At 43.5% G+C, this 20,792-nt stretch carries 21 protein-coding genes; 4 read left to right on the top strand and 17 right to left on the bottom strand.

Translation table 11 applies throughout. The features are described from left to right. Nucleotides 1-42 precede the first annotated feature (42 nt). The 8 genes from NSQ50_RS13585 to NSQ50_RS13550 form a co-directional block, all read right to left on the bottom strand. Nucleotides 43-561 carry a sigma-70 family RNA polymerase sigma factor gene (locus NSQ50_RS13585; RefSeq protein WP_038570626.1) on the bottom strand — a complete coding sequence of 173 codons (519 nt, stop codon included), beginning with the start codon at nucleotides 559-561 and terminating at the stop codon, nucleotides 43-45. Nucleotides 562-680: 119 nt separating this feature from the next. Beyond that, on the bottom strand, nucleotides 681-998 hold the full coding sequence (locus NSQ50_RS13580; RefSeq protein ID WP_076143974.1) for a hypothetical protein: 318 nt from the start codon (nucleotides 996-998) through the stop codon (nucleotides 681-683). Nucleotides 999-1,141: 143 nt separating this feature from the next. Continuing rightward, nucleotides 1,142-2,596: an N-acetylglucosamine-specific PTS transporter subunit IIBC gene (gene nagE / locus NSQ50_RS13575; RefSeq protein ID WP_036686675.1), complete on the bottom strand. Its 1,455-nt coding sequence runs from the start codon at nucleotides 2,594-2,596 to the stop codon at nucleotides 1,142-1,144. 47 nt (nucleotides 2,597-2,643) lie between these two features. Further along, on the bottom strand, nucleotides 2,644-3,150 hold the full coding sequence (locus NSQ50_RS13570) for a PTS sugar transporter subunit IIA (protein WP_076224174.1): 507 nt from the start codon (nucleotides 3,148-3,150) through the stop codon (nucleotides 2,644-2,646). A gap of 22 nt (nucleotides 3,151-3,172) precedes the next feature. Continuing rightward, nucleotides 3,173-4,045, bottom strand: coding sequence for a PRD domain-containing protein (locus NSQ50_RS13565; RefSeq protein WP_036686671.1), 873 nt, complete (start codon nucleotides 4,043-4,045; stop codon nucleotides 3,173-3,175). 213 nt (nucleotides 4,046-4,258) lie between these two features. After that, complete coding sequence (locus tag NSQ50_RS13560) at nucleotides 4,259-4,642, bottom strand: DivIVA domain-containing protein (RefSeq protein WP_036686669.1); 384 nt, start codon at nucleotides 4,640-4,642, stop codon at nucleotides 4,259-4,261. Between the two features lie 93 nt (nucleotides 4,643-4,735). Next, the gene (locus NSQ50_RS13555; protein WP_036686667.1) at nucleotides 4,736-5,095 is read right to left on the bottom strand and encodes a helix-turn-helix transcriptional regulator; all 360 of its coding nucleotides are present in this window, start codon (nucleotides 5,093-5,095) and stop codon (nucleotides 4,736-4,738) included. Between the two features lie 926 nt (nucleotides 5,096-6,021). After that, nucleotides 6,022-6,591 (bottom strand): GNAT family N-acetyltransferase, encoded by a 570-nt coding sequence (locus NSQ50_RS13550; RefSeq protein ID WP_076141468.1) that lies wholly within the window; start codon nucleotides 6,589-6,591, stop codon nucleotides 6,022-6,024. Between the two features lie 158 nt (nucleotides 6,592-6,749). Between NSQ50_RS13550 and NSQ50_RS13545 the strand changes: the two genes are divergently transcribed. Beyond that, complete coding sequence (locus NSQ50_RS13545; protein ID WP_076224171.1) at nucleotides 6,750-7,640, top strand: GNAT family N-acetyltransferase; 891 nt, start codon at nucleotides 6,750-6,752, stop codon at nucleotides 7,638-7,640. 36 nt (nucleotides 7,641-7,676) lie between these two features. Here NSQ50_RS13545 and NSQ50_RS13540 read toward each other — a convergent pair whose 3' ends face one another. The 5 genes from NSQ50_RS13540 to aroC all read right to left on the bottom strand — a co-directional run bounded on the left by NSQ50_RS13540 (nucleotide 7,677) and on the right by aroC (nucleotide 11,526). Continuing rightward, on the bottom strand, nucleotides 7,677-8,615 hold the full coding sequence (locus NSQ50_RS13540) for a GNAT family N-acetyltransferase (protein WP_038570621.1): 939 nt from the start codon (nucleotides 8,613-8,615) through the stop codon (nucleotides 7,677-7,679). A 157-nt stretch (nucleotides 8,616-8,772) separates the two neighbouring features. Continuing rightward, on the bottom strand, nucleotides 8,773-9,102 hold the full coding sequence (locus NSQ50_RS13535; RefSeq protein ID WP_036686659.1) for a hypothetical protein: 330 nt from the start codon (nucleotides 9,100-9,102) through the stop codon (nucleotides 8,773-8,775). Nucleotides 9,103-9,222: 120 nt separating this feature from the next. Next, a complete protein-coding gene (locus NSQ50_RS13530) occupies nucleotides 9,223-9,417 on the bottom strand; it encodes a hypothetical protein (protein ID WP_036686658.1) in 195 nt (64 codons plus the stop codon). Between the two features lie 35 nt (nucleotides 9,418-9,452). Beyond that, a complete protein-coding gene (locus NSQ50_RS13525) occupies nucleotides 9,453-10,310 on the bottom strand; it encodes an NAD-dependent epimerase/dehydratase family protein (RefSeq protein WP_038570616.1) in 858 nt (285 codons plus the stop codon). 160 nt (nucleotides 10,311-10,470) lie between these two features. After that, nucleotides 10,471-11,526 (bottom strand): chorismate synthase, encoded by a 1,056-nt coding sequence (gene aroC, locus NSQ50_RS13520; protein WP_036686655.1) that lies wholly within the window; start codon nucleotides 11,524-11,526, stop codon nucleotides 10,471-10,473. Nucleotides 11,527-11,630: 104 nt separating this feature from the next. Between aroC and NSQ50_RS13515 the strand changes: the two genes are divergently transcribed. Then, on the top strand, nucleotides 11,631-12,530 hold the full coding sequence (locus NSQ50_RS13515; protein ID WP_249267711.1) for a LysR family transcriptional regulator: 900 nt from the start codon (nucleotides 11,631-11,633) through the stop codon (nucleotides 12,528-12,530). A gap of 958 nt (nucleotides 12,531-13,488) precedes the next feature. Here NSQ50_RS13515 and NSQ50_RS13510 read toward each other — a convergent pair. Both NSQ50_RS13510 and hrpB read right to left on the bottom strand, forming a co-directional pair. Then, a complete protein-coding gene (locus NSQ50_RS13510) occupies nucleotides 13,489-14,073 on the bottom strand; it encodes a general stress protein (protein WP_051491471.1) in 585 nt (194 codons plus the stop codon). Between the two features lie 97 nt (nucleotides 14,074-14,170). Then, nucleotides 14,171-16,663, bottom strand: a complete 2,493-nt coding sequence (gene hrpB / locus NSQ50_RS13505) for an ATP-dependent helicase HrpB (RefSeq protein ID WP_076224168.1) — start codon at nucleotides 16,661-16,663, stop codon at nucleotides 14,171-14,173. Nucleotides 16,664-16,802: 139 nt separating this feature from the next. Between hrpB and NSQ50_RS13500 the strand changes: the two genes are divergently transcribed. Next, nucleotides 16,803-17,225: a GNAT family N-acetyltransferase gene (locus tag NSQ50_RS13500; protein ID WP_036686651.1), complete on the top strand. Its 423-nt coding sequence runs from the start codon at nucleotides 16,803-16,805 to the stop codon at nucleotides 17,223-17,225. Between the two features lie 138 nt (nucleotides 17,226-17,363). On the opposite strand, the gene NSQ50_RS13495 is transcribed toward NSQ50_RS13500, so the two are convergent. After that, nucleotides 17,364-17,762: a DnaJ family domain-containing protein gene (locus NSQ50_RS13495; RefSeq protein ID WP_036686648.1), complete on the bottom strand. Its 399-nt coding sequence runs from the start codon at nucleotides 17,760-17,762 to the stop codon at nucleotides 17,364-17,366. A gap of 1,569 nt (nucleotides 17,763-19,331) precedes the next feature. Here NSQ50_RS13495 and NSQ50_RS13490 point away from each other — a divergent pair. Next, a complete protein-coding gene (locus NSQ50_RS13490; RefSeq protein ID WP_036686508.1) occupies nucleotides 19,332-19,808 on the top strand; it encodes an SRPBCC family protein in 477 nt (158 codons plus the stop codon). On the opposite strand, the gene NSQ50_RS13485 is transcribed toward NSQ50_RS13490, so the two are convergent. Then, nucleotides 19,800-20,609, bottom strand: a complete 810-nt coding sequence (locus NSQ50_RS13485; RefSeq protein WP_076224165.1) for an SDR family oxidoreductase — start codon at nucleotides 20,607-20,609, stop codon at nucleotides 19,800-19,802. The two genes, NSQ50_RS13490 and NSQ50_RS13485, sit on opposite strands and share 9 nt — an antisense overlap. Nucleotides 20,610-20,792 lie beyond the last annotated feature (183 nt).

The following is a 20,792-nucleotide window of genomic DNA, read 5'->3' as shown; positions in this document are numbered from 1 at the left end:
AAACCCTCCTAAATAATTTGGAGCTTCGTTTATCTCGGTTTGTTAATCTGACTGAGATAGTGATTTTGCTGCATTTTGTCTTAACCTCTGGGTCGCACGGTGCAGTAATGTCCCTACTACGGGAGGTCTTAGACCAAGCTCGCCTGCTATTTCCGCATAACTATAACCAGAGTATCTAAGCAGAAGCGCTTGTCTATCCCTGTCAGGCAGCTCGTTCAACCATTCATGAACATCCTCCTGATCCAGCTTACTGATTAAGACTTCCTCTCCTGAAGGAGGTGATTCCCCAACTTCGTATAACTGTTCTTGTTTATTTTGCAGCCGCCGTTCCCTTGCTTTTTTGTCCAGATAATCATATCCAATACGAGTAAGGACTCTATGAAGCCAGGCACCCAGCGCTGCTGGATCATCTGGGGGGTTACGATACAATCTCAGAAAAACTTCTTGTGCCAAATCATCTGCTGCCGACTCATCACGAACCAAAGCGGTCAGCTTACGTCTGACAATAGGATAATGTTCATAGAATATTGCTTTAAAAATTTCAGATTCCGGAATTTCCATCTTGTAAATCCTCCTTATCAGCTGCAGCTATAAGTAAGACGACTATCAATGCATTTTTGTATCAAGATTACGTAAAAAAAGACAGCCCCTAAATTAATAAGGAAACTGTCTTTTAGTGTTTACCTAATTCGAATGTAACGATTAAGAATCTTTTTTGATAAAATACTTCGTTCCAGCCTAAGCTCCCAGAGCTGCTCTTTCCACTGAAACTGTTGCTCTGAATGTTCATTCTCACGTAGCTTCTCAAACAGCTTCATGATCATTATGTTAATGGCGTCAAATCTTGACCATAATTCTATTACACTTTCTTCTTGAATCTGAGGACTTTCCTCTGCTGCACTAAGATTCTTTAAGCGCTCAATGATGTCAGCCTGCCACTGTCCATCTTTAATCGCCTTGGCGTAATTTAAAAGATCCAAATAATCATCGACTGACATGTGTACCGACTCCTTTGCCTACTTATACCAAGTATTATACTAGGCATTATCTATAAAGCAACCCTTTATCTCTGGACACAGCAAAAAAACAGGTCTGGTATAAGAACCAGCCCTGTTTAATGAATTTAACATGATCAATTTAGTTATAACAGCTTTTGAATATCATCTTTAATTTGCTCTGATTTTGGACCAAATACGATCTGCACAGCTCCTTGACCCAGTCTCATGACACCGGAAGCTCCGAGCTGTTTCAATGCGGAATCTTTAACGGCTTTTTCGTCATTAACAATCAGACGAAGGCGTGTGATACATGCATCGATATTGCGGATGTTCGATGGACCGCCGATGTTCTCAAGAATTTGAGCAGCTTTAGAAGACGATGAAGGCGTTCCATTACCTCCAGGTGGTGCTAACAGACTTTCTTCATCATCATCTTCACGTCCAGGTGTTTTTAGCTTGAACAATGAGATAATAAAGCGGAATAGTACATAATACAAGACGAAGAATCCAAGACCCACAGGAATAAGTATCCATGCATTAGTAGACAGTTTCAGGTTTACAAGATAATCGATCAAACCTGCGGAGAAACCAAAACCAAGCTTAACATCTAAAATGTACATCAAGGCCATGGAGAATCCTGTTAATAAAGCATGAACTCCGTACAAGAGTGGTGCTACGAACATAAAGGAGAACTCAAGTGGTTCAGTGATCCCTGTTAAGAAAGAAGCAATGGCAGAACCGATGAAGATGGAAGCAACCATTTTACGTTTTTCCGGTTTAGCTGTATGAATAAATGCAAGTGCTGCACCTGGAAGCGCAAACATCATAATTGGGAAGAATCCAGTCATAAACATCCCAGCAGTTTTATCTCCAGCGAAGAAGCGGTACAAGTCACCATGCACCAGTTCACCAGCTGCATTCGTAAAATCACCAATTTGGAACCAAGCAATCGTATTAAGCACGTGGTGAAGACCGAACGGAATCAGCAAGCGGTTAGCTGTACCGAAGATGAATGCTCCAACAGCCCCCAGTGACACAACCCAGTTCCCGAAGTCACTAATAACATCTTGTATCGGACTCCAGATCATACCCACAAATACAGCAAGAACCATCATAGAAGCTGCCGTAATGATTGGGACAAAACGTTTACCTGCAAAAAATCCGAGCCAATCAGGCATTTTTATATTGTGATATCTCTTGTATAAGAACGCTGCCCAAGCACCGGCAAAAATACCACCAAGCACACCCATGTTCAATACAACATCATCATTGATGAAAGAGAATTGAAGCGGTACGATAAGCAGAATCTTAGTCAGTACCATGTAAGAAATTACTGCTGACAAAGCTGCTACGGCGTCACCGGCAAATCCAATGGCAACCCCTACCGCGAAGATTAAGGCTAGGTTACCGAAGATCGCATTCGCTCCGGCGTTTAGAAATGGAGCAAAGTATTGATTCAGAAATCCACCAATGGTCGCTCCTAGCGGAATATCTTTTTCGTAGTTAAGCAAACCAAACCCTTGAAGAATAGCTGCCGCCGGCATGGTTGCAACAGGAAGCATTAACGACTTACCTAGTTTTTGTAGAAAAGCCAACATTAAAAATCATCCTTTCGGTTCAATAGTAGTAGTGCTCTATAAACCATTTACTTTGAAGCCACGGTAAGAATCAGATCCTGTCCTGCTGTAACCTGACCAAAATGTCCGCTTACTTGAGGTGGATTCTCCTCTGTACTGGTCACGATTACAGGCGAAATTGTGTCACAACCTGCCGCGCGAATTACGTCCAGATCAAATTCGATTAGGGTTTGACCTGCTTTTACTTGATCTCCAGAGGTTATATGACTGACAAAACCGTTGCCCTTGAGGCTGACAGTATCGATTCCGATATGTAATAGCAATTGCATACCGGAGGAATGTTCCAGAATGACTGCATGACTCGATTTCACGATATGAGCAACCTTACCGTCAAAAGGCGCTTTCAAAATTCCCTCAGATGGTTTTATTGCAATTCCGTTACCCATATGACCGCCAGCAAAGGTTTCATCCGGAACCTGTGCTAGTGGAACTGACTCCCCGCTGATTGGTGCCATGATTTCGATGGTATGTTCAGTATGTTTCTCTTCTTTTTTTGATTTCCATTTGGAAAACATATGCTCCACTCCTCTTAAGATGTTAATTTGATTTCACTAAGGTCTGAAATAACCGGTGCAAATGCATGGCTAGAAAACATAGTTCTTCTTCCGGGATTTCGACTTCAAGCGACCTTTGCATTACTTTACCGAGCTTTTGAGCCAGCTTGTATTCCTCTTTGTATTCTTTCTTAATATGTTTCACAAAGGGATTATCTATTAGTGATCCTTTTAAAATACGTTCCAGCGAAAAACGCAAGTGGATCATTAATCGGATATGATTCATACTGCCATGCTCAAAAGTTATCTTTCGTTCTTGCTGAATCATGTCTAGAAGCTCATTGACAATATTAGAGGCCTTGACTAACTGACCAACCGATACATTATTGACTGCTGAATACACATGATAAGTAAGAAATCCAATCTCATCTTCGGGGATTTGCACTTGAAATTCAGCATTGATTTTCTCCGATGCCTTGTAAGCGATCTCAAATTCCTTCGGAAATGACATTTTGGTTTCTTGCAAAAACGGATTAATAATATCCATCCCGTTGCGCAGACGGTAGATGGTGAACTGTATGTGGCTCGGGAGTGCCAGATAAATCTTGTCGTTTAACTTGTCAGGAAATTGACTTTGGATATCTGCAATTATCTCATCAGTTATTTTCATTACCTTAGGATCTATATCTTCCAGCAAAACTTGATATTGGCTCCAGGCTTCGCGATCTTCTAGACGAAACAATTTCTCAATCCGAGCATCATTTCCTTCGATCACACCAGAACCCTTCACTGCAAATCCAATACCTTTGCCAATGATGACATATTCCTTCCCGTTTTTGCTTCCCTGAACCATTACAACGTTATTCCCTATTACACGCTGTACTTGAAATTGCTCGATCTCTCGCGACAAGCTCATCACTCCTCTCCCTAATTATCGTCAAATTGGAACAAAAAAAGCCAAGAATTGTCTAATGGAAATAAAGACAATTCTTGGCTCATGCCCTTAACGGTAACACGCCACTAAAATATAAATGATCATTTATGAACATATCATAATTCATGAACTGCTAACTCGTCAATGGTAAATTTAGAAATGTCAAGCGGAACTCCCTTTACACCAAACAACTCCTTATAAAAACTCTTCCACGCGAGGAAGCTTATCTTTAAGCTGGCGGACGTTAGTCTCAAGCCTCAGAATAACCTCTTCCAATTCTTTTGGATCAATGCCTCGGGAAACAGGTACCTGGATTACCTCTGTTTTGGTTTCTGCCTTTAATTCCCGCATTTCCAGCTGCTGCTCTTGCCATTTATCCATCAGATCAGCGATCGTCGCATAGAAACGTTCGTAATCCTTGATTACGCTGTCCAGAAATGTATCTACTTCCTCCGCATCGTAGCCACGCAGCTTCATGCTGAATTCTTTTTCATGTATGGTTAGAGCGTCTAATGTGATGCCGAGTTGACTGAACAGCTTCCGCTGTTTGTCTAACCGACGTTTCATATGTTCATCCATCTTTTGCTACCTCCAAGTATATACTGCAATCATCCGGCAGTAACCATTATAACAGGGTGAGAGCATCCTGAAAATATTACTATAGTTGCAGTTCTAATAGTTGTCCACAACAGCTTTATTCAAAATGCCTAAGCAGCGGTCAAGATCTGTCTTTACCTGCTTTTTATATAACTTTGCTTTCTCTTCTCCATCTGAAGTGAAATGGTAAAGTACGATTTCTTGAAAATCCACTTTAGGGTCATTGCCTTTCAGCTGCTTGGTACGATATAAAATCCCTTGCTGCACCAGCTCATGCAGGGCGCGATAGATTTCACTCTGTGGAGGGGAATAACCATGGGCTTTGAAATCCCGACGTAAATCCTCCAGCATTTGATATCCGTAACCGCGGTGTTGTTCTACCATTGTTATAAGATACACCTTGATAAACGCTCGTTGAGCAATCATAAACGCCATATAAACCCTCCTCATGTTGTAAATGTTGTTGGCTAATCTTTCCTTCTATTACTCTAGTATAAGCACTATTTTCCAACTTTCACAACCTGAAATTTGATAGAGGGTTCACTTATTCCGTTGTTTATAGAGATTTGGTGGTATGTAGGATGATTTATGTGGATGTGAGCAGGGAGAGTGTAGTTTTTTCTGGTCTTCTATTGTGAATTTTTCATATGATGAAAGTATGGAATAAATGGCTGTACATCGTTGATTGCGTTGAATGATTCCTCGAAGAAGTAGGTCCGCATACTTCAGCACGCCCCCCCTCCCATTCTTTGTTTGGTTTGATCAGTTTTGCTCGTTCGAGCTACTGTTTTTGCTTGTTGGAGCTACTTTCGGACCCAGTTGACCCTATTTGCTGCTTTTCCCCACTTTTGCTGTGCTATCGGACCCCATGGGCGCTATTGGCATAAAAAGTAACATTAATACAGCTATTCTTGGGGAATAGCTGCACTGGTGTCCGATACTACTCTGAAAAAGCTTAATATTTGCAAATAGCGTCTTCTGAGTCCGCAAGCTTCAGCGAGAACCAAACTCTATCTGAATCCACATGCTTCAGCACGCCCCCCCTCCCATTCTTTGTTGGTTTGATCAGTTGCTCGTTCGAGCTACTATCGGACCCCATTGACTCTATTCGCTGCTTTTCCCCACTTTTGGTGTGTTATCGGACCCCATGGGCACTATTGGCATAAAAAGTAACATATATACAGCTAAACTAGAGGAATAGCTGCACTGGAGTCCGATACTACTCTGTAAAAGCTTAATATTTGCAAATAGCGTCTTCTGAGTCCGCAAGCTTCAATAGAACATCGATCCACAAAACGAAACGCAAAAAAGCGATCCTCCAGTTATTGAAGAATCGCATTCCAAGTAGCCTCTCCTAATCACTATTTCATAGCGTTTTTCTCCATAAATTCATCCTTCGTCAATCCAAACAACAGTAAGTCTAAATACTGTCCATTTGTATAAATTACTTTCCGGCGCACGCCTTCTTGGACACAGCCCACTTTTCTGAGCATAGCTGCTGAGGGTTCGTTACCTTCGAGCGCACATTCGTTAAACTTGTTGAGTCTTAGCTCCAAAAAAGCATACTTCAACAGGATGTTGATAGCTCTTGTCCCATACCCCTTACCTCGATGATCTCTATCCACTTGCACGCCTATACTGAACGTACCATTTTTCTCGTCTATGCTATTAAGATTTACTCCACCCACATATTCGCCATTTAGATTCTCGATCGTAAACATCAGCCGCTGTGATGAGAATTCTGCAAATGTATCTACAAATTTTCGGGATTCAGCTATGGTAGGTGGTAGTTCAACAGTACACTCTAAAAGTCGCCGCGCTGGTGTATCGAAACGGTTGATGTAATGACCTTCCCAATCCTCTTCCTGAACGGATCTTAGTCTTATTTTCTCATCCTGCCAAAAATAATGACTGTAATCTACCTCTCTCATCTTGTACCTCCGAGTTTAATAATTTAGAGATTATGATAACACATCTACAGGATTATATTGGTATAGTATTTTTAAAATCAACTTTACGGTTTAAAAGCATAGTATTATATATTCATAAAACGCGATTCCCGAAATCATCTGAAATAGAGGTATATACTATGAATGAATATCAATTGATTAGCGATTATAAACACATCGATAAATATAAGCTTAGCTTCAATTCTTTAGCCCAATCAATCTTTGGTATTGATTTTAAACCTTGGTATGAACAAGGGGGCTGGAATGACAAATATATTTGTTATTCCTTTATCGATGAAGATCACGTCATTGCGAATGCATCTATTAATAAAATGACTATTCTCATCAACAAAAAAGAATACAACGCCATCCAAATTGGGACGGTGATGACACATCCTGATTATCGTATGCAAGGTTTATCCAGAAAATTAATAGACCACATTATCGCTAAGTACGAACATGAATACGACTTCCTCTACTTATTTGCTAATGAGCGCGCTTTGGATTTTTATCCTAAATTCGGGTTTGAACGCATGCAAGAAAGCAGCTTTTCACTTAACGTTGCTCATCTTAGCAATCAGCCAACTACAACCTACTCTGTGCGGCCTTTATCTATAGGTAACCCCGTTGATTTTAGCATGATCAAAAATTTTGCAGTCAAAAGAACACCGGTATCCTCCGCGCTAAGTGTGATAAATAATGAACATCAGCTGCTGTTTTATTTTATTCTTCCTTTTCATGATTCCTTTTATTATATTGAAGAGGCTGACGTTATTGTGATCTTTAAACATGAGGATCATCAGCTTCATATTTTTGATATTATCAGTACAACAAGTTTTGATATCAACACAGTATTGAAAAGCATTATTTCTCCGGAAACTGAGGTTATACATTTTTATTTCACACCAGATTATCCAATCGATCAAGTTAAGGCAGAATTAATTTTCCAAAGTGAAGATACCTTATTTATACGTCCGCTATTAAAAGAACTCCCTCAACATTTCATGTTTCCTATTACCTCTCATGCCTAGTTAACGAAAAGAAAGGCTGCCACATGGCAGCCTTTCTTAATCGTGCATAGGAATATACATACTCTGTATCTCTTGTACTCCAGGGACAAATCCTAGATTTAAATAAACAGACTCCGCGTCATTACCTTCCATGACATATAACCTTAGGATCGGATACTTATCTTTCAGGAGATTAAGTCCTCTTTTCAACATCCGTGTAGCAATCCCTTTTCCTCTGTAAGCAGGTATTACACCAATACTGTAAACTGCTGCGTAATCATCTTGTAAACCCAAGAGACAATTCGCAATTAGCTGTCCCGATTTCTTATCATACACAAGCGTGGACGCTGTAAGTAATACTTCATTTGTATAATTAGGTTCTTCACTTGGGATAAAATCTTCATAAGAGAATTTCTTTCTTCTTGTTGCCTCAAGACTTCCATCAAAGCTCGCATAGTTACATTCGGCGATCTGCTCTTCAAGAATAAATCGTTTAGCGCCCATACCATTATCTTCGATCTGAGGACTTTCAATCCTTAACTCTTCGTTCCATTCGACCTCAAAATGATCTGTAGGACGGTGCATCCAACGGCATCTGAACTCATCAGGCCAAAACCCTGCCCGCGCAAATAATTGAACCTGGTCTGGCAGAACCTCGAAGGTTTTTATAGGTTTTGTGCTATCTGACCAATAAATCAAAAGCTTTTTTAATAGCTTCAGCACCACAAATGTATCGTTAAAAGGTGGAATAACAAATAAATGATATATCCGATTAGGCGACATCCTTACTCCACCTATTTTTGACTCCCCTCTATAGATCCAAAAAGCGTTTCTTTGGGCAGAATTGAACCCTTCTTCTTTAAAAAAACCATTATATTGCATATTATAATAAATGGAACAGTACAGTCCCCATTCTTCCGAGTCTGCCATACGAATAGAATAATCATTATTTAAGTCATATGAAATCTCGTATTCAGACCATGCCATTAATTGCATTTACATTTCCTCCTCGCTAGTCCTATCACCTTCTGTATTCCATAGTATCACTTCTTAAAGTAAATGTTTGGTAATAAACTGTTATATTAATCTTTTGCCGATTTAAAGCAAATGCTTTTCTTTTATCATAGAAACGGCTTGTACCCGGTTTTTAACCTCAACGATTAGCATAGGGCTGAAAGATTCTCTCAATTGCGGTATGCAAACTTAACCAGAACCGTACAAGATGGTTATCTGCAAGTTCCAGTGACAACCATGCAACCTCATCGGAATGAGTGCGAGCCCATTCAGCCGCAAGTGTCGTTTTTCCAAATCCAGCTGAGGCGGCAATAAGCGTTACTTTAGCACGGTTTTCATCCATGAGTTTGGACATTAATCTTATGCGCTGAACATAATAAGGAGCTTGCTTTGGAATGGTGACTCGTGAGGCAATTATAGATTGTTGAGAATAAGTGAGCGCACGTTGGTTCGGTGTAGGAGAATTCATTGGAACCTTCCTCTTTTTAAAAAAATTCAATTTTTAACCATCTATTAAGTACTAACATTACATTGTAGCTTTCTGACGTCCAATATCCAAAAAAAAGACCGCCAATTGGCAGTCTTTTTTCTAATATATTCTCGAGCATAACCAAAAAGCAGAACCCACTGCGAGAATGCCTGCCATAGTTACAAACAGGACATACCCTTTCTTTGTTCTAGTAACGGCGTGCTTATCATAAAACTCTGGTTTTCGAACAATTCCAAACCATAGATCAGCAATTAAATTCACGACTACTAAAGAAAAATTCTTTAATTTACTCATGTCATCTCTCCTTCTACATGTAAGGATTCATCTCTCTAACCCTTCAAACTCTGAGCAAAACCTGACCTCCATGACGGGTAAGATGGGCTCCATCCGTAATCCATTCGAGCTTTTGTATTGGACGCCCCCCGTTCCCAGCCTTCTCTGCCCATTTGCGAAGCAGGTCCAGGAGCTCCCAAGAGTTCTGAAAAAACAGGCATCCAATCTATTCCTCGCGCAGGTTCATTATCCACAATATTGACTGGACCAGAAGGCCAGTTCAGAGCAAGCGCCGCCGCGTTAGCTGCATCCTCCACATGAAGGAATGACGTAACTGCTTCTGTTGCTGTCAGTCTTCCATGCCGAATTTCTTCTGTCATTAATCCTGCAGAATCATACCAAGTCCCTTGGCCGTACAACATTCCGTACCGCAAAATCACATGATTAGGAATCTCAGCGACTGCTTTTTCAAGGGAGCGGATACCCTCAATGGTTCTCATCCGTGATTCAGAAGCATTAGTATCTAATGGAGTATTCTCCGTGGCAGGTCCCTCACCAGCTTCATATGCCCAAGAGATACTTTGGGCAATGATCTGTTCAACCCCGGATGCCAATGAAGCATCGACAATATTTCGTGTTCCTTCTATTCTTATCCTTGAATTATCTGCAAAATTCCGCTGACTTAGTGAAGTCAGCTGATGAATCACCACTTCAGGTTGAGCTGCGCGAATAGCCGCAAATATAGACTCACGCTCATACACATCCGCGATTACCGCTTGTGCCCCAATGCTCTCAAGGATTGTTTTGTTTTCTTCTTTATGGGTCAGACCGATAACCTCATGCCCCGCTTGAAGTAACTTAGGAAGCAATAGCCGTCCAATCACACCTGCAGCACCTGCAACAAAGATTTTCATCTATTCCCTCCTTTTTGCTGTACCGTATCTTATGGCATAGCTAGAGTTAAAGCATAATTTGAATGATTATCCATATGATACCACATATGCAAAAAAGACTGCACCTCACAGCATGCTAAGAGGTGCAATCTTTGAGTTGAATCATTATCATAAAGTGTTTTTATCCAAAAATAGCAGCTTGTCTTTTATAAAGATCTTCCAATACCAAGCAAGCCATTGCTTCAACAACCGGCACGATTCTCGGACAGATACATGGATCATGTCTGCCCTCCGTTTTAATCTCTACTTCTTCACCATTCGTGTTTATGGTCTGTTGAGTAACAGAAATCGATGATGTAGGCTTTACACTTATTCGAAAAATAATTTCTTCTCCTGTGCTAATTCCGCCTATAATCCCACCGGAATGGTTACTAAGAAATCCATCCTTATTCATCGCGTCATTATGTTCACTTCCAAGCATAGAGGCCGCTTCGAATCCAGCTCCAAACTCTATTCCTTTTACAGCACCGATAGATAACATCGCTTTAGCTAACTCTGCATCCAATTTATCAAATACGGGTTCTCCAAGACCCGGAATAACCCCTCTAATCCGACACTCCACGATACCTCCACAGCTGTCTCCAATCGAAGCTAAGTGTTCAATTTTTTTAATCATTTCAGCTCCTGCCTTAGCATCACAGGCGCGGACTGCATTTTGTTCAATGACATCTTCATCAAAGGTTTGGCACTTAATCCCTCCGACCTCTTGCGTGTAGGCCAGTACCTCAACTCCTCTTCTTTCAAGCAGTTTCCGAGCGATCGCTCCGCCAGCTACTCTTGCCGCTGTTTCCCTGCCTGATGCCCGCCCACTGCCTCTATGATCGCGAATTCCGTATTTCTGCAAAAAAGTATAATCCGCATGGCCGGGTCTAAATGAATGCTGAATATCGTTATAGGCCTCCGGTTTCATATCTTTGTTGTACAGGACCACAAAGAGTGGAGTTCCGGTTGTTTTCCCTTCGAATACTCCTGATTGTATTTGCACAACATCATATTCCTTACGCGGTGAAGTTACTGAGGACTGGCCTGGTTTCCTTCTATCCATCTGTTTCTGGATATATGCTTCATCAATTTCAACATTAGGTGTAACTCCATCCACTATGACCCCAACCGCTGCACCATGTGACTCTCCAAAGGTAGTAATTTTAAATACTTCCCCAAATGTGTTACCTGCCATAATATTCAAACCTCCATTGCCGACTCTTTTATTATTTATCTATCCAAATTATAATAAGATTGTTGCAATTAATGAAATCACATTTTCAATAGACTGTCATAGAGGTGATCTATATCAAATTCTTTAATCTTGAATGGTATCGCATTTTTTTATATACGGCTCGTTACAAAAATCTAACAAAGGCTGCAAATGAATTGCATATTACACAGCCATCCGTAAGTTATGCCATTAAACAAATGGAGGATTCTTTAGGACTCAAATTATTTCATCGTTTATCTAAAGGTGTAGAGCTAACTGAGGAAGGACTGGCGTTATTGGAATATGTTGAGCCCTCACTAGTCATGCTGGATTCTGCACAAAAGCATCTTCACAATCTAAAGCAGTTAAACGAAGGAGAAGTTCGGATTGGAGCGAGTGATTCCCTTATTAAAAATCTTTTGCTTCCGCAATTGAACGCATTCCACAAACAATATCCCGGTATACGAATTCGGCTATCACACGGAAAAACGCATGAGATCACCAAACGTTTGAAAGAAGGCGAAATAGACTGTGCGCTCGTCCATATGCCTATTGACGATCCACAATTAAATATTCAGACGCTTGCCACCCTTGAAGATTGTTTTGTAGTGGGACGAGCCTTTCAGCAACTGGCAAACCGTTCGCTTACGGCAAAAGAACTTGCAGAGTTACCTTTTATTTTATTATCCCCAGAAAGCAGCACCAGACTGTTTGTTGATCATTGGTTTGCTGGTAAGAGTTTGTCCGTTAAACCAGATATAGAGCTGGGCAGCATCGATTTACTCTCTGAATTCGCAAGACTTGGTTACGGGGTAGCGTTTATTAGCCGTTCTTTTGTAATTGAGGAGATTCAAAAAGGAGAACTTTTCGAGCTGCAATTAGATGATCCGCCTCCACCCCGGAATATAGGATTCGCAATCCATCGCGATATGAGGTTATCCGTAGCAGCTGATTCTTTCGTCCGCATGCTTCGTATCCTTGATTAAGATCGTGCACGTAGCAGCACATATGGACACTGCGGAACGGGGCATATGCTTAGCAACCATAAGGACGCTGCGGAACGGGGCGATTTCGTAGCTGCAAACCGGGGGCGTATGCTCAGTAGGATAAGGACACAGAGTCCGGGTGCGCTTACGTAGCAATATAAGGACACAGTGGAACGATGCACGTATGTATAGCAAAAGGACACAGTGATCGGGTGCGCATACATAGCAGTACAAAGACAACACGTGCGTAGCAGCATAAGGACTCTAGGGAACCCTGCATGTACGTAACAGCATTAGGACACAGCGGAACGATGCACCTCCAGCATAAGGACACAGTGATCGGGTACGCATACATAGCAGTACAATGACAGCACGTGCGTAGCAGTATAGGGACACTGCGAAATGGGGCACGTTCGGAGTTGCAATCCGATGCGAATACTCTGTAGCATAAGGACACGTGACCGGGTGCGCTTACGTAGCAATACAAGGACAGCACGTGCGTAGCAGCATAAGGACACTCCGAAACGATGCAGGTACGTAGTGGGAAAGGACACAGTGATCGGGCGTGTACGTAGCAGTACAAAGACAGCACGTGGCGTAGCAGCATAGGGACACTCCGAAACGATGCAGGTACGTATTAGCAAAGGACACAGGGGACCTTAAACGCAATATTATTCAATATTTGGAGCCCTATCGGACCCCATTGCAGCTATTGGCAAAAAAAACAGCAAATAAGAGCCTCATTCTATAGAATAGCGTCCATGGAGTCCGAAATCCTGCTGCAAAGGCTAAAAATTAGCCAATAGCGTCCTCTGGGTCCCTATGCCTCAAAAGTGGATGAGTTATGGGTGATTCCATGAGACGCGATGGACTAAAAACGCAAAGGAGCGATTCTCCATTAATCGGAGAATCGCTCCTTGTAACCTTTTACCGCTTTTAAAGCAGGTTATTATAATGATTATATTTTATCGCGGTTGTAGACTTCAGCCGTCCGATCCGCTCTGTTAGCCATCGAATTTCCTAGTCTAGTGTCTTCGTTATAGACGCCTTCGTAACGCTGAGTATTCAGCGAACGGTTGCCGCGGAACACATCATGCGCTTGATAGCCGCGTCCATTATCATCGACTAGTACAAGGATTTTGCCGCTTTCCACATAACCTTCGTACTCTTTAGCCTCATCCTCAGGAATACCGAGTCCGATCAAGCCGCCGACTAATCCACCTGCGCCTGCACCAACTGCTGCACCTGTAAGGGTAGCAACTATTGGCCCTGCCGCCAGGATCGGTCCAATCCCCGGAATCGCCAATGCTCCGATCCCTGCTAATAATCCGGCAACGCCGCCAACTACACCACCTGTAGCAGCGCCTGTCGCCACTCCTTCTGGAGCTTTTGTGCCTGTATCCTCTGAGATGTTTCTAAGCTCATCACGATCACGTGTGATTACTGATATTTCATCATTACTAAATCCTTGATTGTGAAGTCCTTCAATTGCTCTGGTTGCTTCTTGTTCTGTGTCGAAAATACCTACGATTTTTTTAGTCACTTGAAGCCCTCCTTAGTAATTGTCTTCGCTAGTAATTACCCTTTAAACGGGAGACCAAACATCTAAGGGAAAATTTCAAGAGCATATGTACCATAAATTATTTTACGGGACGTGTACGATTAGTCGGAATGGCCTGTAATGGGTCATCTGGCCAATAGTGCTTCGGGTACCGTCCTTTCAAATCTTTTCTGACCTCAAAATAGGTCCCCCGCCAAAAACTTGCTAGATCAGAGGTTACCTGCACAGGTCGTCTAGCTGGTGACAAAAGATGCAGCAATACCGGCACCTTCCCCCCTCCAATTCGAGGTGTGTCCAGCTGTCCAAACATCTCTTGCAATCTTACTGCCAATACCGGGGCAGCAGGATTAGTATAATCTACGGGCACACGCGAGCCACTAGGAACAGATATATGTGTAGGTGCTTCCTTTTCCAGCATCTGCCGCTGATTCCAGTCCAACATCCCCTCAAGCGCCCGTGCTAACGGTACACGCTGAAGGTCGCGGAGGTTCTTCATACCCTGAAGATATGGCAAAAGCCATTCATCCAACGTAGCAATTAAAGCAACATCTGAGACATCCGGCCAATCTGAACGTAAGGTATGCATAAACATCAAACGTTCGCGAAGCTGTAAGGTTCCCTTCTCCCACGGTAGTATTTCAATGCCATCAGTAGCGATGACACTTAACAGTACATTTGCCGTTTCTTCCGCGGAGGGTCTTTCATGTGAAGTTTCTTTTAAGACCAACGCGCCGAGCATTGTGCGACGACGTTTCTTCACACTCCCACTTTCTTTATCCCAATACACATCCGCTTCCTCGGTGATGCGGTCTGCATGATAGGTAAGCAGTTGTCCTTCTTCTATCTCAGCTGCCAGCATAATTGCGCCCTGTGTAGCGCGATCATCGATCGAAGCAGCTACGATATAAGGTGACCGGGCCAGCGGTTGTCCTTCCCGCATGGCCGCCTCCCGACCGGAGGAGAGCAGAAACGCGCCATCGCCGCGTTTCTGCCCGATCCGGTCGGGATAGGCGAACGACAGAAGCAGCCCGCAGCGGCTGATGTCGTTCACGTTCTCGCCCGGCGCGGCTTGCAGCTGCGCCAGGAAAAGGCGGCTCTCGCGCTGCACAGCGCGCAGAGCTGCCTGGTCCGCTCCGCCGCTATCAGCGGAGCGCTCGAACCGGAGCAGCGCCTCAACGCGGAGCGTGAGGTCGCAATCTAGGGCCGCGGGACCCTTGAAAAGGTCCCGCTCTTGCAGCAGCGCCGCCAGTCGGCAGGCGAGCGGTGCTGCGCCAAGCTCTGCCGCGCGCAGCAGCATATGCGCGGCTCGCGGGTGCGCGCCAAGCGCGGCCATGCTGTGGCCGTGCGGCGTAATGGCGCCGCCGGCGTCCAGCGCGCCGAGCTGGCGCAGCAACGCGGTGCCCTGCGCATAAGGCGCAGCGGGCGGCGCGTCAAGCCAAGATAGCGCGGCAGGATCGCGCACGCCCCACAGCGCCAGCTCCAAAGCAAGCTGCGCAAGGTCCGTCTGCATAATCTCCGGCACATTGTCATCCGGAAGTCGATTATGCTCCTCCTGACTCCACAGCCTGTAGCACACGCCTGGGGCTGTCCGTCCGGCACGTCCCCGCCGTTGATCCGCGGAGGCTTTTGATACCGGGACCGTCGTAAGACTCGGCATTCCTGTGCGTGGTGAGAATACCTGTGTACGGCGTTGCCCTGTATCAATCACCGTTCGCACGCCTTCAATCGTTAGACTTGTCTCAGCTATAGAAGTCGCAAGCACTACTTTTCGTTCACCTTGAACAGATGCAGCCACGGCTGCATCTTGGATATTTTGTGGCAGCTGACCATATAAAGGGCGAATAATTGCCGGAACTGGCAAGCTCCCATTTTCCAACTCACTTTGAGTTCTGCGTATTTCTCTTTCCCCCGGTAAAAAGACGAGAATATCTCCGGGTTGTTCAGCAAGCGCATGTCTCACAGCAGCTGCAGCAGTTTTTTCCAGTGGAAGATTCCCAGTAGTTGGCACATAGATTGTTTCTACAGGATAGGTTCTGCCCGGACAATTTACTACAGGCGCATCCCCTAGTAAAGCAGACACCCGCTCACTGTCCAAGGTAGCTGACATGATAAGAATCCTTAGATCCTCCCGCAACACAGCCTGTGCTTCCAGTGCAAGGGCAAGTCCCAAATCCGCATGAAGACTGCGCTCATGGAACTCATCAAAAATAACTAAACCCACATCACCCAAAGAAGGATCGCTTTGCAGCATTCTCGTTAATACTCCTTCAGTGACTACAACAATCCGCGTATTTTTGCCTACTTTAGTGTCATTCCGCATCCGATAACCTACCGTCTGTCCAACACTTTCTCCAAGGCAGGATGCCATGTAAGTGGCGGCAGATCTAGCAGCAAGCCTTCTAGGCTCTAACATTAAAATGCTTTTACCCGCCATCCAGGGTTCGTCCAAAAACGCCGGAGGCGTTCCAGTTGTTTTGCCTGCACCCGGTTCAGCGATAAGTACTGCTGCCTGCGCAGTGTTAAGTATGTTTTTCAGGTCAGGAAGCACCTGTATAATCGGAAGCTGTTTCATTCTATCTCTCCATCGTCTATAATCATATGTTATAATTTTCCTAGAAGTTATCTTAGATCATCTTCATCATGTGTGAAAAAACCTTAAAGATCAAGACTTACCATTCATACCCTCTATAATATTAATAAGGAGACTTACTATGATATTCGTAACAAAAGCTACAATTTCAGATCTACCCATGCTAACCAAAGTAGACAGCAAGATCATTGGCAATGAAAGCCGCAAATCGAAGATTGAAAAATATATCAATCATGAGCAGTGTTACGTAGCATCGCATAATGGAACGCTTGTAGGATTTGCTTGCTACGATACCACCTTTTTCGAATGTTGTTTTATTCAGCTGGTCATTGTGGATCCTGAGTTCAGACGCCTAGGCATAGCCAAAACACTCCTTAGCTACATCGAGGAACAATGCCCAACCCCCAAGCTTTTCACCTCTACCAATGAATCCAATACGATCATGCAGCAACTATGTCTTTCTCAAGGGTTTGTTAAAAGCGGAGTCATTGAGAATTTAGATGATGGCGACCCGGAATGGGTTTATTTCAAACAAATTAGATGAGCATACATGATTAGTTACACACAACAAGCAAAAAGGCAGCTCTTCTGTCTAAAACGACCAAGAGATGCCTTTTTATTTTACACTATTTATTCTGATGTCCAAATGACCGTAGGTATTTAGGCAGTAACCTAACCAGCATTAATCCTCTTCCTTTATCATCTGTCCGTGTATTTGAGCACTGTATTGCATAAAAGCAGGGTTACTATCCAAGCCGCGTTCACGTAATAACTCCTGTAGACGCAGTCTTTTCATAGACAGTTTTGACCGCAGAGCCTTGCCCTCACTGGTTTCTGCACCTCCGCTATTATGACACGCCGCTAGCAATCCTTCCAACGTAACACATTCAGCTCGCAGAGAGATTTCCTCAGGAACAAGTCCGGAGTTCTTCATGATATTAAAAGACATCCGTAATTCTTCTGGCACACCTGATAAATCCTCAAGCTCCAGCGGCTTGCCATGCCCAGGTAAATCTCGAAATTCCCCGTTACGCATAGACTCCTGAATCCGCTGCTCAGCTAACCAAGACATCATCCCCATATACGCAGCCTCCTTCACCAATGCCACACTATTATCAACCCTGCCTAATCAAAAGTATATTTTACGGAATTGCGTTAATTTTAGCATAAAAGAATTAGGATTTGCATCAAGGTGCCGGAATGCTTTCTCAGATTTACCTATACGTTAACTATAGGTGTGGCGAGCTATTTACTCAAATGCTCCTTGCCCCTCGTCGCACAGTTGAGCAGCTCGGACTCTGTAACTATCGTATGCTAAGTATATTCTAAGTCCATAACCGTAACGTTAGAGCACACTCGCCTCAGGGAAACGTTCGGACTCAGATGACCTTATTTCACAAATTCAGTCCATTTCGCTGTACTATCGGACCTAGTTGCAGCTATTCGCTCATATGTGCCCTACTTTTAATCAAAATCACAGCGATAAGAGCTATGCAGTCCGATACTGCTAATAAACACACGAAAAACACCAAATAGCTGCAATACAGTCCGATACATTAGCGCACACTCGCCACCGTAAAACGTTCGGACCCTGGAGCTCTTGCTCGTATACTACATCCTTTATTATACATTCATTACATCTTCGTCTCCATTGATCGTTCGGACCCAGAAGCCCTTATTTCGCAAATTCATGCCTTTTTGCTCTGCTTTCGGACTCAGATGCAGCTATTCGCTCAAAACACACCTTACTTTTGTTCAAAATCGCAACGATAAGAGCTATGCAGTCCGATACTGCTAATAAACACACGAAATACACCAAATAGCTGCAATACAGTCCCATTCATTAGCACACACTCGCCCCGTGAAACGTTCGGACTCAGATGACCTTATTTCGCAAATTCATGCCTTTTTGCTCTACTTTCGGACTCAGATGCAACTATTCGCTCTAACACACCTTACTTTTGTTCAAAGTTGCGACGATAAGAGCTATACAGTCCGATACTGCTAATAAACACACGAAAAACACCAAATAGCTGCAATACAGTCCGCAACGTCAGCGCAAACTCTCCTCTACAAATCGATCGGACTCAGCAGCTCTTGCTCGTATACTACATCCTTTACGCCTTCGTTACATCCTCGTCGCAGCGTTCGGACCCAGTAGCCCTTATTTCGCAAATTCATGCCTTTTTGCTCTACTTTCGGACTCAGATGCAGCTATTCGCTCTAACACACCCTACTTTTGTTCAAAGTCGCGGCGATAAGAGCTATACAGTCCGATACTGCTAATAAACACACGAAAAACACCAAATAGCTGCAATACGGTCCGCAACGCCGATGCATCCTCGCCACCGAAAATGCTACTGTTTACTTCCGCCCTTCAACACACACTTACCCCAGTCTTCACTCACTTTTCACCCTCATCACTCCCTTATCTCCGCCAACACTAACTCCGCGCCGTACGCAAATCGAGCTCGTGGACTTGCTTGTGACCTTATCTCTCCCGCTATTTTATTGCCCTCTATTCCCTATAAGATAGTCTTCTAACTCACAGCCGCATCGTGCAATTAACACAGGCGATTGCTATACTCTTTCTAACAAGACTCAACTCAATAAAAAAAGGACTACCACAGTAGTCCAAAGGAGAATATTCATGTTAGCTAACATCCAAAAAGAAGATCAACATTATGTCGCTCGTTTCGAACGCCAGTTAAAGCATTCCGCAACTGAGATTTGGTCCTATTTGACCGAAAATGAGAAGCTTGCCTTATGGTTCTCTGAATTAAAAATCGAGGACCTGCGTGAAGGCGGACTTATAAAGTTTGATATGCAAAACGGAACGTTTGTGGATATGAAAATTACTGAGCTACAGCATCAATCTACTTTTGAGTTTACATGGGCTGAGGATCTTGTTCGTTTTGAGTTATACCCTAATTCAGAAGGCTGTTTACTCATCTTGAATGAAACACTACAGACGCTCACCTCGCATACACCACGAGATCTCGCTGGCTGGCATGTTTGTCTAGAAGTGATCCAGCATCTTTTGGAAGGCACGACGCTGGAGTCACGGAAAGACGAATGGAACAAATTGTACGAGCATTACCGGGAAGCCATCTCGAAATTAGGATAACAAGGACTCCGCGCCGTCAATCACGATTTGCGCACCTGTAATATGGATAGATTCATCCGAAGCCAGAAAAGCAACGAGATCAGCGACATTATCCGGCTTGCCCGGTCCATCCGCCAAGGGTTGCGCTCCATCAGGGAATTCAATCGGAATGACGATCGCTTCAACATCTTCGCTCATTTCAGTGGTTTCATCTATATTCGTAGCAATAGCCCCAGGGCAGATCACATTTACACGAATCTTAAACTTAGCAAGCTCGAGAGCTGCCATTTTGGCAAAAGCCACCTGTCCAGCTTTGGTAGTGCTATAAGTAGACCACCCAAAGCTGGCAAATCTAGTGTTCCCATTAATGGAACTAGTAATAATAATACTGCCCTTCCCTTTATCTTTCAGATGAGGAATGGTATATTTCAGGGTCAAAAAAGTCCCCGTCAAATTCACCGACATCGTACGCTCCCAGTCGCTCAAGCTCAGTTCTTCTATCGGACCTACAGCGCCATTAATTCCCGCGTTAGCGAATACTACATCCACGCCTCCGAATTGTTCCACCGTACAACGTACGGCTTCCTCTATCTTTTTCTCATCGGAAGTATCTACCTCTATGGCCAGCGCGCAATCTTTTCGAAGCTTATTAAGCTTTTCTGCCAAGGAAGAGGTTCTTTCAAGATTTAAATCAAACAATGCTACATTTGCACCTTCCCGCGCCAGCTTAATAGCGGTAGCACGGCCAATTCCCGAGCCCGCTCCGGTTATAATCGCTGTTTTTCCAATAAATCTTTGTTTCTTAGATATGTTTGGGCTCATATGTAATCTCTCCTCTAATGTCTGTAAGATAAGTACTATGGATCAAGATTACCCAAATAAACCTGTAATGGAATCATCTCGTTCATAAATCTTCATAATTTAAGCACGCCGCACAAAAAAATCTCCCCATTCAATAAGATGAGCGGAGAGTTTGTTTCGAATATTTTGATTTTTTTGATTGTT

Source organism: Paenibacillus sp. FSL R10-2788, from assembly GCF_038003885.1.
Lineage (GTDB): Bacteria > Bacillota > Bacilli > Paenibacillales > Paenibacillaceae > Paenibacillus_AQ > Paenibacillus_AQ odorifer.
This window is presented reverse-complemented; position numbering and strand designations above follow the sequence as displayed.